At 71.8% G+C, this 11,349-nt stretch carries 11 protein-coding genes, 1 pseudogene and 1 riboswitch; of the genes and pseudogenes, 6 read left to right on the plus strand and 6 right to left on the minus strand.

From position 1 onward, the window contains the following. Positions 1 to 85: 85 nt before the first annotated feature. Positions 86 to 763: pseudogene (locus tag HNR02_RS36520) on the plus strand (TCP-1/cpn60 chaperonin family protein); the annotation flags it as partial. 192 nt (positions 764 to 955) lie between these two features. Here HNR02_RS36520 and HNR02_RS21390 read toward each other — a convergent pair. Beyond that, complete coding sequence (locus tag HNR02_RS21390; RefSeq protein WP_179774907.1) at positions 956 to 1,687, minus strand: ferredoxin reductase; 732 nt, start codon at positions 1,685 to 1,687, stop codon at positions 956 to 958. Positions 1,688 to 1,691: 4 nt separating this feature from the next. Further along, on the minus strand, positions 1,692 to 2,291 hold the full coding sequence (locus tag HNR02_RS21395; RefSeq protein ID WP_179774908.1) for a sulfite oxidase-like oxidoreductase: 600 nt from the start codon (positions 2,289 to 2,291) through the stop codon (positions 1,692 to 1,694). Between the two features lie 88 nt (positions 2,292 to 2,379). Between HNR02_RS21395 and HNR02_RS21400 the strand changes: the two genes are divergently transcribed. Continuing rightward, positions 2,380 to 3,222: an LLM class F420-dependent oxidoreductase gene (locus HNR02_RS21400; protein WP_179774909.1), complete on the plus strand. Its 843-nt coding sequence runs from the start codon at positions 2,380 to 2,382 to the stop codon at positions 3,220 to 3,222. Positions 3,223 to 3,251: 29 nt separating this feature from the next. Here HNR02_RS21400 and HNR02_RS21405 read toward each other — a convergent pair whose 3' ends face one another. Next, the gene (locus HNR02_RS21405; protein WP_179774910.1) at positions 3,252 to 3,761 is read right to left on the minus strand and encodes a CGNR zinc finger domain-containing protein; all 510 of its coding nucleotides are present in this window, start codon (positions 3,759 to 3,761) and stop codon (positions 3,252 to 3,254) included. Between the two features lie 59 nt (positions 3,762 to 3,820). Between HNR02_RS21405 and HNR02_RS21410 the strand changes: the two genes are divergently transcribed. Then, positions 3,821 to 5,014, plus strand: coding sequence for an MFS transporter (locus tag HNR02_RS21410; protein WP_179774911.1), 1,194 nt, complete (start codon positions 3,821 to 3,823; stop codon positions 5,012 to 5,014). 11 nt (positions 5,015 to 5,025) lie between these two features. Next, positions 5,026 to 5,802: a sulfite exporter TauE/SafE family protein gene (locus HNR02_RS21415; RefSeq protein ID WP_179774912.1), complete on the plus strand. Its 777-nt coding sequence runs from the start codon at positions 5,026 to 5,028 to the stop codon at positions 5,800 to 5,802. A gap of 6 nt (positions 5,803 to 5,808) precedes the next feature. Here the strand turns inward: HNR02_RS21415 and HNR02_RS21420 are convergent, their stop codons facing one another. Next, entirely contained in the window at positions 5,809 to 7,092 is a 1,284-nt protein-coding gene (locus HNR02_RS21420; protein WP_179774913.1) for an Nramp family divalent metal transporter, read from the minus strand. A 384-nt stretch (positions 7,093 to 7,476) separates the two neighbouring features. Further along, positions 7,477 to 7,657, plus strand: a riboswitch (cobalamin riboswitch). 50 nt (positions 7,658 to 7,707) lie between these two features. On the opposite strand from HNR02_RS21420, the gene HNR02_RS21425 reads away from it, so the two are divergent. Further along, positions 7,708 to 8,706 carry an ABC transporter substrate-binding protein gene (locus tag HNR02_RS21425; RefSeq protein WP_312861082.1) on the plus strand — a complete coding sequence of 333 codons (999 nt, stop codon included), beginning with the start codon at positions 7,708 to 7,710 and terminating at the stop codon, positions 8,704 to 8,706. Then, entirely contained in the window at positions 8,703 to 9,731 is a 1,029-nt protein-coding gene (locus tag HNR02_RS21430; RefSeq protein WP_179774914.1) for a FecCD family ABC transporter permease, read from the plus strand. Before HNR02_RS21425 ends, HNR02_RS21430 begins: the two co-directional genes overlap by 4 nt. Before the next feature lie 4 nt (positions 9,732 to 9,735). Here the strand turns inward: HNR02_RS21430 and HNR02_RS21435 are convergent, their stop codons facing one another. Together HNR02_RS21435 and HNR02_RS21440 are read right to left on the minus strand one after the other, a co-directional pair. Further along, on the minus strand, positions 9,736 to 9,969 hold the full coding sequence (locus HNR02_RS21435) for a hypothetical protein (RefSeq protein ID WP_179774915.1): 234 nt from the start codon (positions 9,967 to 9,969) through the stop codon (positions 9,736 to 9,738). Between the two features lie 360 nt (positions 9,970 to 10,329). After that, positions 10,330 to 11,286, minus strand: a complete 957-nt coding sequence (locus HNR02_RS21440; protein WP_179774916.1) for a hypothetical protein — start codon at positions 11,284 to 11,286, stop codon at positions 10,330 to 10,332. Between the last annotated feature and the right edge of the window lie 63 nt (positions 11,287 to 11,349).

Raw genomic sequence — 11,349 nt, forward strand, 5'->3', positions numbered from 1 at the left:
CGGCCAACACGGTGACCGGGGCGGCCAACACGGTGACCGGGGCGGCACTCGGCGCACTGGCCGATCTGGACGCGGGCCGCGCGCGTGCAGTGAGAAGATCACCACGGTGCGGCAGCTGATGCCGTTGCTGGACAAGGTGATGCGGGCGCCGCGGCCGCTCGTGGTCATCGCCGAGACCGTCGAGGGCACGGCGCTGAACATGCTCGTGCACAACCACGTCAACGGCACCTTTCAGGCGTGCGCGATCCGCGCGCGGGTTCGGCGACCGCCGCCTGCACAAGCTGGAGGACCTCGCCGCGGTCGCCGGGGTCACCGAGAACACGACGACGATCGTCGGCGGGGCGGCGCTGCTGCACGCCGAGAAGGTCCTCACCGACACCGGCCTGTCCGGCGACTACGCCACAGGGGCGGAAATCGTGCGGCGGGCACTGGCCGAACCGGCGTCGCTCATCGCGGCCAACGCCGGCTACCCGGCCGACGAGGTCGTCGCGCGCACCCGCGAACTCGGCGACGACGACGGGGTCGACGCACTGCTCGGCCGGTGTGGCGACATGATCGAGATGGGGATCATCGACCCCTGCGGGTGTGCCGGTCGGCGCTGCGGAACGGCGCTTCGGTCGCCGGGCTGCTGCTCACGACCAACTCACTGATCGGCGAGGAGCAGACCCCGTGGGGTGGCAGCCCGGCGCTGATGACCGAGTTCGGTCCGCTGGACGAGGGGCTGCACCAGCCCTCGCCCGGGATGGGCCCGTCCGTGGGCTGATCCCGTGATCGTTCGTCAGGTGGAACGTCACGACAGAGACACCAACGCAGCAGAGCACGTCAGTACATCCGGAAACCGTTCCGGCGGACCGGGACCTGCGGGCCATCCGGCCGGGATAGTGGTGGACGCGAGCGGGGATCCGCTGATCCTCGCCCTGCCGCACGGCACGGCCGCCGTGCCGGCTGTTCCGGGTCAGCTCCCGCTGGGACCGAAGCGTTCGGTTTTGACGCGTCGCGGATCGTGGCCGAGCGCGACGAGGACGTTGGCGACCGTCTCGACGAACCCGGTCGGCCCGCACACGAAACACTGCGGGGAGAACTCGGCGGGCCAGCCCGCGGTGTTCACGTCCGCGACCGCGATCCGGTGCGGTTCGCCCGGCCACCCGTCCGGGGCCTTGCGCGTGTACAGGACAGTCACGTCCAGACCGGGTTCCGGGCGCCGCAGCTCGTCGGCGTAGTACACGTCCTCCGGGGTTCGCACCGAGTACAGCAGCTTGAACGGCGCGCGACCACCCACCTGCCGCCGGGCGCGGATCATCGCCATCACGGGCACGATCCCCGCGCCACCCGCGATCAGCAACACCGGATCGGGTGAGGCGGGCCGCCATACGAACCACCCGCCCACCGGGCCCCGCAGCTCGACGGGGTCACCGACCGTGAACACTTCGGTCAGGAACGGTGACACCTCACCGTCGGGCACGCGCTGCACGGTGATCTCGATGCGCTCGCCGTCTGTCGGCGACGCCAGCGAGTACGTGCGGGTGGTGCTGTAGCCGTCCTCGGCGGTGAGCCGGATGTCGACGTGCTGCCCGGCGAGGTGCCCCGGCCAGCCCGGCACGTCGAGCACGAGCGTGCGGGCGGTGGGTGTCTCGTCGCGGCCCTCGGCCAGGCGACCCACGCGCCAGGCCAGCTTTCCCCGGACCACGCGCTCAGTCCCCCTGGTAGCGCTGTTCGCGCCAGGGGTCGCCGTAGTCGTGGTAGCCCGCCGCCTCCCAGAAACCGGGCTCGTCGTCGAGCATCAGCCGCAGGCCCTTGACCCACTTGGCGGACTTCCAGAAGTACAGGTGCGGCACCAGCAGACGCGCGGGCCCGCCGTGCTCCGAGGTCAGGTCCTCGCCGTCGAACTCGAACGCGATCCACGCCTGGCCGTCGAGCAGGTCCTCCAGCGGCAGGTTCGTGGTGTAGCCGCCGTGGGCCTGCACCATCGCGTAGTCCGCCGCGGTGTCCACGTCCTCCAGCAGGGTGTCCAGCGAGACACCACGCCACGTCGTGTCCAGCTTCGACCAGCGGGTCACGCAGTGGATGTCCACGGTGGGCGTCTCGGACGGCAACGCCAGCAGGTCGGACCACGACCACTCGTGCCGCAGGCCCGACTCGGTCGTCACGGTGAAGGTCCAGTTCTCCGTCCGGATCCGCGGTGTCGGCCCGGCGGACAGGACGGGGAAGTCCTCCACCAGGTACTGCCCGGGCGGCAGCCGCTCGTCCGCCGACCTCGCCCGTCCCCGGAATCCCGGTGTCACGATGCCCATGCCGGAAGTCTAAGCAACCGGGGTTGCCACCACCCCACTAGAACATGTTCTAATCGAGGCCGGTGTCGTCGGAGACGGGAGGCCGTCCGTGCGGTATGGGGTCGTGCTGTTCACGAGTGACCGGGGGATCACGCCCGCCGCGGCGGCGCGGGCGGCGGAACACGCGGGTTTCGACTCCTTCGCCGTGCCCGAGCACACCCACATCCCGGTCAAGCGCGAGGCCGCCCACCCCGGCACCGGCACGGCCGAGCTGCCCGACGACCGCTACCTGCGCACGCTCGACCCGTGGGTCGCGCTCGCGACGGCGTCCTCGGTGACCAGCCGCATCACGTTGTCGACCGCCGTCGCGCTGCCCGCCGAGCACGACGTGATCACCCTGGCCAAGACGATCGCCTCGCTGGACCACCTCTCCGGCGGCCGCGTCGTGCTCGGCGCGGGCTTCGGCTGGAACGTGGACGAGCTGACCGACCACGGCGTCCCGGCGGGGAAACGGCGCACCGTCACGCGCGAGTACCTGGAAGCGATGCGCGCGCTGTGGACGGCCGACGAGGCGGAGTACCGGGGCGAGTTCGTCCGGTTCGGACCGTCCTGGGCGTACCCGAAACCGTCCGGGACGGTCCCGGTGGTGATCGGCGCGGGCGGCACCGAGCGGACCTTCGCATGGATCGCCCGCTCCGCGGACGGCTGGCTGACCACGCCTCGGGACCGCGAACTGGACGACAAGGTCCGCCTGCTGCGCAAGATCTGGCAGGACGCCGGCCGCGACGGCGACCCGCGGGTGATCGCGCTGGCGGGCAAGCCGGATCCGGACGTGCTGGCGCACTGGCGGTCGCTCGGTGTGACCGAGGTGCTGTTCGGCCTTCCGGACCGGGCCGCCGACGAGGTCTCCGCCTACATCGCCAAGCTGGGGGAGCGGCTCGGCCTCGGCTGAGCCCCGCGCGAGTTCGGCGTGCGCGCGCGTCAGTGGCGTGAGCGGTACGTGCGCATCTTGTGCCGCGCCCCGCAGATGTCCATGGTGCACCACACGCTGTTCCCCGCGGGGGAGCGGTCGTAGAACAGCCACCGGCACTCCGGCGCCCGGCACGGCTTGAGCCTGCGTGCCCGGCCCGTCACCTCCGCCCGGAACAGGGCGTCCAGCAGGCGCGCGATCAGGCCGTCCACGCCTGACCGCGCGGACACCAGCGCGGGCCCGTCCGCCGACCAGCGTGGCCCGGTCCCGGTCGCGAACTCGTTGAGCGCGTCCGTCACGTCCAGGCCGTCGAGGTGGTCTCGCAGCGTCTCGCGGAACCGCACCAGACGCTCCAGTTCCGCCGGGTCCGGGGTGAATTCGCCCAGGTCGTGCGCGGCCAGCCAGCGGGCGGCGGCGTCCGGCCCGGTCAGATCGTCCTCGTCGTAGAGGAACCGCGCGGAGTTGCCGAACTCCTGGAGCGGGCGCAGCTCGTCCGGGGCCGCGGGTCGCGAGGGGGCCATGACCTCAGGTTACCGGGCGAACCCTGCAAGCGGTAACGGGTCAAGTTGCCTTCAAATGTATGGAGACGGTAACCGAAGGGAGGGTGGCCGTGGCCGGGATGTCCGCGATCGGCGTGGGGTACGGCTTCGCCCGCTACGGCTACGGCCTGTTCCTGCCGCGGCTCGAAGCGGAATTCTCGTTGTCGGTCGCGCAGACCGGCCTCATCGGGAGCCTCACCTACGCCGGCTATCTCGCCGCGCTGGCCGCGGTCGGCGCGCTCGTCGCGAAGGTCGGGCCGCGGCCGTTGATCCTGACCGGCGGCGTGACGGCCGCGGCGGGCCTGGCCCTGGCCGCGGTCGCGCGTGGACCGGTCCTGCTCATCTGCGGTCTGGCGCTGGCCGGAACCAGTCCGGCGTTCCTCTGGTCGCCGTACGCGGACGCGATCGGCGACCTGGTGCGGCCGGGACGACGGGAGCGGATGCTCGCGTTGATCCCGTGCGGTACCGCGTTCGCGGTCGCCGTCGCCGGACCGCTGGCCCTGCTCGTGCCCGGCTGGCGCGTGGTCTGGCTGGTCTTCGCCGTGCTGGCCCTCGCGACCACCGTCTACAACGGACTACTGCTCCCGCGTGGCGCAGTGGTGCCCGCGCGGGGAAGGCTGTCTCCGGGCTGGTTCACCCGCCGCCGGGCCCTTCCGCTGGATGCGACCGCGCTGTCCTACGGCCTGCTCGGCTCCGTCTACTGGACGTACGCGGTCGCGGCCGTCCGCGCCATCCCCGGCCCGCTGTTCTGGACAGTGGTGGGACTGTCCGGCACCGCCGGAGTGATGACCGCGCGCCTGCTGTCCCGGCTCGGGCCCTCCACCGGCCATCTGGTCCTGCTGCTCGCGCAGGCCGCCGCGCTCGCGCTGCTCGGGGTGGCGCCGGGGGTGCCTGCCGCCGCGGTCGGCTCGGCCCTGCTGTACGGGTTCGGTTTCCTGGCGTTCGGCGGGCTGATGGCGGTGTGGGCCTACCGGGTGTTCCCGGAACAGCGCGCCACCGGCTTGAGCGCCACGTTCCTCATGATCGGCGCCGGTTCGGTCGCCGGGCCGGCGGTCCTCGGCGCGGTCGCCGCGCACCACGGGCTCGGCGCCGCCTTCCTGGTCACGGCCGCCTCCAGGGCCCTCACCACGCTCGCCCGGCCCCGTCGTGCGGTGCCCGGCCTCGCCGTTCCTGATTCCACAGTGGAGGAGTGGGGTTCGTCTCGGACGCCGGGAGGACCGCGGCCGCTGCGGTAATTTGGGCCATCGTGCCCGCTGATGCCCTCTCCAGTCTCGGCCCGTGGCAGCTGGCGTTCCTCGTGGTCGCCGGTGTCGGCGCGGGCCTGACCGGATCGATCGCCGGGCTCGCGTCGCTGGTGTCGTATCCGGCGCTGCTGGCGGTGGGTGTCCCGCCGGTCAGCGCGAACGTGACGAACACGGTGGCGCTCATGGGCAACACGGTCGGCGCCGCGGCCGGTTCACGCCCCGAGCTGCGCGGGCAGCGGAGCCGGTTGCTGCGGCTGTGCGCGATCACCGCGGTCGGTGGCGCGGCGGGCAGCGCGCTGCTGCTGCTCACCCCCGACGGCACGTTCGCCTACGTCGTCCCGTTCCTCATCGCCGGCGCCTCGGTGCTGCTGTTGTTCTCCCCGCGACTCGCGGAGCGGGCCGGCCGCGGTGACGGCGGGGTGACGGCCGGGACCGCGACGGGCGCGTTCCTCGTCGCCATCTACGGCGGCTACTTCGGTGCCGCGGCCGGGGTCGTCATGCTCGCGCTGCTGTCCGCCGCGTGGACGCAGCCGCTGGCGCGCACGAACGCGGCGAAGAACATCGTGACCGGGGCCGCCAACATGGTGGCGGCGGTGGTGTTCGCCTTCACCGGTCCCGTCTTGTGGCCGGCGGCGGTCGCGTTGTGCGTGGGGTTGGTCGCGGGGTCGTTCGTCGGGCCCGCCGTGGTCCGGCGGGTGCCCGCAGCGCCGTTGCGGGTCGTGATCGCGCTCGCGGGGCTCGGGCTCGCCGCGACGCTGGGGTGGCAGGCCTGGGCCTGAACCCGGTCAGTCGAACAGGCCGGTGATCTCGTTGTAGGCGAGGTAGACGAACAGCGCCAGGCACAGCCCGAGCAGTGCGTTGGACAGCCAGCTGGAGCGGCCCTCGCGCGGGGTGCGGCTGGTGTTGAGCATGACCAGCAGGGTGCCGGCGAGGAACGGCATGAACAGCGCACCGAGTGCGCCGTAGACGACGGTCAGCTGGAACGGCCGGTCGAGGAACACCAGCGCCATCGGCGGGAACGTCAGCCACAGCGCGTAGACCCGGAACGCCGGGCTGCGCCGCCCGATGCGGCGGTCGTCGGCGTCGAGTTCCTCCACTGGCGTGTCGCGCGGCAGGCGGAGGGTGCGCCACCAGTCGGCGAACAGGAGGCTGACGCCGTTCCAGACGCCCAGCAGCGAGGTGAAGGACACCGCGAAGAAGCCGACGAGGAACGGGATGCGTGCCCACTGGCCGTAGTCGGCGGCGAGGGTGTCGCCGAGGACGAGCAGGCCGCGGTCGCCGCTGGTGACCGGGTGACCGAGGAGCAGTTCCGCGCCCACGATGAGCATGGCGATGACGAACACGCCGGTCGTGATGTAGCCGACCGCGTTGTCGGTGCGCATCATCGGCAGCCACCGCGGGGAGCGCCAGCCCTTGGCGAGGGTCCAGTAGCCGTAGGCGGCCATGGTGATGGTCCCGCCGACGCCGCCCACCAGGCCGAGGACGTACACGAGCGACCCGGACGGCAGCCGCGGCACCAGCCCGCCCGCGAGGTCCAGCAGGTTCGGGGTGACGAGCACCGCCGTGCCGACGACGGTCACGAACATGATGCCGGTGAGGACCGTCATGAGCTTCTCGATGACGCCGTAGTGGCCGAACCACACCAGGACCAGGCCGGCCAGCGCGCACAGGATCGCCCAGTACCGGACGGACATGACGGGGAACAACGCGTTGAGCGGCAGTCCCGACGCCGACATCGCCGTCGCCCCGTACACGAATCCCCAGACGACCGCGTACGCGCCGAAGTACAGCAACGTCCACCGGCCGAGCGTGCGCCATCCCGCGAGGATCGTCTGACCCGAGACGAGGTGCCACCGTCCCACCGCTTCGGCCAGCGCCAGCTTGAACACGGTGCCTATCACCGCCGCCCACAGCAACACGTAGCCGTAGCGCGAACCGGCGACCATGGTGGCGACGAGATCCCCGGCCCCCACCCCGGTCGCCGCGGCCATGATGCCCGGCCCGATCTGCCTGAGCCGCGCCCGCCAGCCCACCGGGATCTCTGGGGTGGTGCCGATCTCTCCCGCCATGGCGGCAACCTAACGCCGGTGACGAAGGACCGCCACGGTCGGAAAAGAACGATCCGGTCACGCTTGCGGTGCCCCAGGTGACGCACGGTGCAGGTTTTTCACGCCCCGAAGCGCCAACCCGCCGCCCGGAGCGGCCAACACGCCGCCCGGAGCGGCCAACACGCCGCCCGGAGCGGCCAACACGCCGCGCGCCGGCGTGTTGGCCCTTCCGGTCACCGTGTTGGCCCTTCCGGTCACCGAGTTGGCCGGTCGCGACACCTGCCACCCGTCAGCGCGAACCGGCGGGCCCGAACCGGCGCGCCGGGACGGTGCGGCTGGTCCACAGTGGAGCCCGCAACGCTGTCCACCGGGGATCGACGGGTGAGCGTCGCCGCGGAGGCACCGTGGTAGCGTGAAACGGCCAGTCGTGCCCATCGAGGGCCAGGGAATCCGGTGCGAATCCGGAGCTGACGCGCAGCGGTGAGCGGCGACGGGCGGGACAACGGCCACTGGACGAAGGCGTCCGGGAAGGCGTTCCGTCCGGTTGACCCCGAGTCCGAAGACCTGCTGGCCACCCCGTGAGGGGACACCGTTGGACCGGGCTCCGCGCATGAGCCCTCGACGCAAGGGGCCAGTGTGCGATCTCTCCGCCTGCCAGCCGTTCTGCTCGCCGCCGTCCTGGCGCTCTCCGCCTGCGCGAGCGCCGCCCCCGCGGACGGCGCCGCGCGGACGATCGAGAACTGCGGGCACGAGGTCCGGGTGACCAAGCCCCCGCAGCGGGCGGTGGCGCTGAACCAGGGTTCCGCGGAGATCATGCTGTCCCTCGGCCTCGCCGACCGCATGGCCGGCACCGCCACCTGGACCGACCCGGTGCTGCCCGACCTCGCCGCGGACAACGCGAAGGTGCCGCGGCTGGCCGAGAACAACCCGTCGTTCGAAACCGTCCTGGCCACCGAGCCGGACTTCGTCGCCGCCTCGTTCGGGAGCACCCTCGGCAGGGGCGGCGTCGCCACGCGCGAGCAGTTCGAACAGCTCGGCGTGCCGACCTACCTGGCGCCGGCCGACTGCGCACTGGACACCAGCGGTGGCGGCGACGGCAAGCGCACCGAAACCCTCACCATGGACCCGGTCTACACCGAGATCCGCGATCTCGCGAGGATCTTCGAGGTCGAGGACCGCGGGGAACAGCTGGTCGCGAGCCTGCAGGAGCGGATGCGCGCCGCGGCGGGCACCGACGCGTCGAACGTGAGCCTGATGTACTGGTTCGCCAACTCCGAAGCGCCCTATCTCGCCGGGTGCTGCGGTTCGCCCGGCATCATGACCGCCACCCTGCACGCGCGCAACGTCTTCGACGACACCCACGACGAGTGGCCGCAGATCAACTGGGAGACCGTCGCCGCGCGCAACCCCGACGTGATCGTCCTCGGCGACCTGACCCGGCGCTCCCAGACCGCGGAGACCGCACAGGCGAAGATCGCCTTTCTCGAATCGCACCCGGTGACGCGGGACCTGGCCGCGGTGCGGAACAAGCGCTACGTGCTGCTGTCCGGGCAGGCGATGAACCCGACACTGCGCACCGTCGACGGCACCGAGCAGGTCGCCGCCGCGCTGCGCGGGTTCGGTCTCGCCGGGTGAGGCGCAGCGCGCGCGTCGTTCCGCTGTGCGCCGGGGGCCTCGCGCTGCTCGTCGTGTCGATCGCGGTCGCGGTGACGATCGGCCCGGCGGGCATCGGGGTCGGCGACGTCTACTCGACCGTGCTCGCGCACCTCGGCCTCGGTGACGCGGTGCTGACGCCGATCCGCGACGGCATCGTGTGGCACCTGCGGATCCCGCGGGCCCTGCTCGCCGCGGTGTGCGGGGCGGGGCTGGCGGTGTGTGGCGCGGTCATGCAGTCGTTGCTGCGCAACCCGCTCGCCGATCCGTTCGTGCTCGGCGTGTCCTCCGGCGCGTCGACCGGCGCGGTGCTGGTGGTGGTGCTCGGGGTCGGTGGCGGCGTGGTGTCGCTGTCGGTGGGCGCGTTCGCCGGTGCCGTGCTGTCGTTCGGGCTCGTGCTGCTGCTGAGCCAGACCCTCGGCGGCACCACCGAGCGTGTGGTGCTTTCCGGGGTCGCCGCGATGCAGCTGTTCTCCGCGCTGACCTCGTTCGTCGTGCTGACCGCGGGCGACGCGCAGACCACGCAGGGCGTGCTGTTCTGGCTGCTGGGCTCGTTCAGCAGCGCGTCCTGGCCGGAAGTGGCGATGTGTTTCGCGGTGCTGGTGATCGCGCTGCTGGTGTGCTTCGGCCACTCCCGCACGCTCGACGTGCTCGCCTACGGCCAGGATCTGGCCGCGGCGCTGGGTGTCTCACTCGCCCGCACACGACTCGTGCTGTTGTGCACGACCGCGTTGATGACCGCCGCGCTGGTGAGCGCGTGCGGTGCCGTCGGGTTCGTCGGGCTGGTGCTCCCGCACGCGGCCCGCGCGCTCGTCGGACCGGGCCATGGACGGCTCCTGCCGGTCACCGCGGTGGCGGGCGCGGTGCTGCTGGTGTGGGTCGACACGCTGGCGCGCACCGTGCTCGACCCGCAGGAGATCCCGGTCGGTGTGGTCACGTCGATCATCGGGGTGCCCGCGTTCGTCGCCGTGCTCTACCGCAGCCGTCCACAGTGGACGCGCGGCTGAGGCGTCAGAGCAGGGCTTCGCGGCCGGCGTCGGTGAGCCGGGCGGGGATGCGGGCGCCGGTGCCGGGGACCCGCCGGACCAGGCCGGCGTGGATCAGCAGGCGGGCGCCGAACTGGTCGCAGCAGGAGAGACCGTCGACGTAGACGTGCGGTTCGCTGCTCGCGGTGAGTTCGACGCGGCCATCGGCAACCGCTTTCAGGAACTCGGCGTCGCGGTGGGTCAGGGTGGACGCGGTCATCGGGGCACCTTTCCGAACGGGTGTGATGCGCCACAGAGTAGAGGATTGTTGAACGATCGAGCAACCCTGTTGACGGATCGTTCAACGATCGCTAGTGTTCCGGGTCATGCGAGCCACCTCACACGACCAGCGCCTCGGTAGCCGGCCCGACGACATCTCCTGGATTTCCTGAAAACTGTTGAAGACCTGCCAGTAACGCGCCCTGCTTCTGCCTCGATTCACTGGTATGGCCCGCGCGGAGGGTGGGCGCGACACCTCCGGCACCGCCGTCTTGCCCGGCGCTCGAACTCCCCCTCGGAGCGACGTGGCAGGCGAGTGGCCCCCGAGTGCGGACTCCCAACTGCCCCGCGCTCGGGGGCCCTATTCGTAGACCACGTACACGGGTTCCGGGTTCAGCGCGAGCACCTCTTCGGGTTGCATCAGCGCCTGCCCACCACGCGTGTCCTCCTGGTAGAAGAGCTTGAAGCCCGCGTTCACGTGCGGCGGCCTGCGCTTCATCACCATGTCCCAGGTCGCCTTCTTCGCCCCGGCGCTGCCGATGCCGTCGACCACGTTGACCACGGCGACGCCACTGTGTCGTTTCAGGCCCGCGATGTCCTCGACCACGGACACCGCGACCTGGTGGTACACCATGATCTTCTCCGGCAGCCCGTGCCGCGCGACCAGCGACGCGAGGTAGGTGGCCACGCCGTCCAGTTCCTCGCCGGTGGTGCGCCCGAACTCCTCGCCCGGCTCGACACCCGGTTCGACGGCCCACTCCGGATCCAGTGCCACCCCGACGTCCGGTTCGGTCAGCCACCGCTCGAACGCCTGCACCTCGGGCAGGAAGTCCGCCCGGCCGGGCTGGATGTCGAGCAGCAGCTGACCGTCCATCGCCCGCGCCGCCTCCAGGTACCGGCGGATCGTGTCGTCGCTCGCCCGGCTGCGGTACATGCCGTCCGGGCCGGGGGCCGAGTTCACCGTCGTGGCGATCAGCTCGACCACCGGCACGACCGGCCGGCCCCGCGGGTAGGTGGCGATCAGCTCACGTAGCTGCGCGGAGGCCGCCTGGAGGTCACCGGTCATACGGCCCAGCGCGGGGCTTCCCGGCGCGCCGCAGTAGCCGACCAGCAGGTGGTCGTCGAGGACGCTGTGCGCCGCGACCTGCGCGGGGAACGAGCGCAGCCCGGCCGCCGGCCCGTCCAGCGGTGGCGGCTGGTTCGGGGGCAGCCGGGAAAGCCTTGGTGGGGAAAAGAACGGTTCCCCACTGCCACACGCCGTCGTCGCCGCACCCGCGAGTATCGCGGTGAGAAACGCCCGCCTGCCCACTCCCGCCATGCGGTCCGGTTTCCCGGAAGTTCACCGCTTACACGCGGCAGCAGGAGAATTACTTCCCGCGAG

The sequence above is a fragment of the Amycolatopsis endophytica genome, assembly GCF_013410405.1.
Lineage (GTDB): Bacteria > Actinomycetota > Actinomycetes > Mycobacteriales > Pseudonocardiaceae > Amycolatopsis_E > Amycolatopsis_E endophytica.

What these genes read in the sequence shown, in the direction of transcription:
- HNR02_RS21410 (WP_179774911.1), top strand. Translation starts at nt 3,821, where the DNA reads ATGGAGACGGTAACCGAAGGGAGGGTGGCCGTGGCCGGGATGTCCGCG.
- HNR02_RS21395 (WP_179774908.1), bottom strand. Translation starts at nt 2,291, where the DNA reads ATGGGCATCGTGACACCGGGATTCCGGGGACGGGCGAGGTCGGCGGAC.
- HNR02_RS21420 (WP_179774913.1), bottom strand. Translation starts at nt 7,092, where the DNA reads ATGGCGGGAGAGATCGGCACCACCCCAGAGATCCCGGTGGGCTGGCGG.
- HNR02_RS21405 (WP_179774910.1), bottom strand. Translation starts at nt 3,761, where the DNA reads ATGGCCCCCTCGCGACCCGCGGCCCCGGACGAGCTGCGCCCGCTCCAG.
- HNR02_RS21435 (WP_179774915.1), bottom strand. Translation starts at nt 9,969, where the DNA reads ATGACCGCGTCCACCCTGACCCACCGCGACGCCGAGTTCCTGAAAGCG.
- HNR02_RS21440 (WP_179774916.1), bottom strand. Translation starts at nt 11,286, where the DNA reads ATGGCGGGAGTGGGCAGGCGGGCGTTTCTCACCGCGATACTCGCGGGT.